Source organism: Streptomyces lunalinharesii (assembly GCF_039532155.1).
GTDB classification, from domain to species: domain Bacteria; phylum Actinomycetota; class Actinomycetes; order Streptomycetales; family Streptomycetaceae; genus Streptomyces; species Streptomyces lunalinharesii.
The window spans coordinates 1-1346 of sequence record NZ_BAAARK010000108.1; the positions used below are offsets into that span (position 1 = coordinate 1).

The 1346-nt window shown below is 63.7% G+C and carries 1 protein-coding gene; it reads left to right on the forward strand.

The window, feature by feature from the left end:
• On the forward strand, nucleotides 1-1346 hold a 1346-nt coding region (ahcY, locus tag ABD385_RS41140; protein WP_344585392.1), incomplete at both ends, for an adenosylhomocysteinase.

Sequence of the window (1346 nt, forward strand, 5' to 3'; positions counted from 1 at the left end):
TTCAAGGTCGCTGACCTTTCCCTCGCCGCCTTCGGCCGCAAGGAGATCACCCTCGCCGAGCATGAGATGCCCGGTCTGATGGCGATCCGCAAGGAGTACGCCGAGCAGCAGCCCTTGAAGGGCGCGCGGATCACCGGTTCGTTGCACATGACCGTGCAGACGGCCGTGTTGATCGAGACGTTGGTCGCCCTGGGTGCGCAGGTGCGCTGGGCGTCCTGCAACATTTTCTCGACTCAGGACCATGCGGCCGCGGCGATTGCGGTGGGTCCGAACGGTTCGCCGGAGGCGCCGCGGGGTGTGCCGGTGTTCGCGTGGAAGGGCGAGACGCTGGAGGAGTACTGGTGGTGCACGGAGCAGGCGTTGACCTGGCCGGGTGCGTCCACCGGTGGTCCGAACATGATTCTCGACGATGGTGGTGACGCCACCCTCCTGGTGCACAAGGGGGTGGAGTACGAGAAGGCGGGTAAGGCTCCGGCGGTGGAGACCGCGGAGAACGAGGAGCACCGCGCGATCCTGGAGCTTTTGAACCGCACGCTGGGGGAGAGTCCGCAGAAGTGGACGCGGCTGGCGTCGGAGATCCGTGGGGTGACGGAGGAGACCACTACGGGTGTTCATCGTCTGTATGAGATGCAGCGTGATGGTGTGCTGCTGTTCCCGGCGATCAACGTCAATGACGCGGTGACCAAGTCGAAGTTCGACAACAAGTATGGCTGCCGTCATTCGTTGGTTGATGGCATCAACCGTGCCACCGATGTCCTGATCGGTGGTAAGACCGCGGTGATCTGCGGTTACGGTGATGTCGGCAAGGGCTGTGCGGAGTCGTTGCGGGGTCAGGGTGCGCGGGTGATCGTCACCGAGGTGGACCCGATCTGTGCGTTGCAGGCGGCGATGGACGGTTTCCAGGTCACCACGTTGGACGAGGTGGTGGAGACGGCTGACATCTTCGTGACCACGACGGGCAACAAGGACATCATTCTTGCGTCGGACATGGCGCGGATGAAGCACCAGGCGATCGTGGGCAACATCGGTCACTTCGACAACGAGATCGACATGGCGGGTCTGGCGAAGTTGCCGGGCATCGTCAAGGACGAGGTCAAGCCGCAGGTCCACACCTGGACCCACCCGGACGGCAAGGTGTTGATCGTGCTGTCGGAGGGGCGTCTGCTGAACCTGGGCAACGCCACCGGTCACCCGTCGTTCGTGATGTCGAACTCGTTCGCGGACCAGACGTTGGCGCAGCTGGAGCTGTTCACCAAGCCCGAGCAGTACCCGACCGACGTCTACGTGCTGCCCAAGCACCTGGACGAGAAGGTGGCCCGGCTCCACCTGGACGCGCTGGGCGTCAA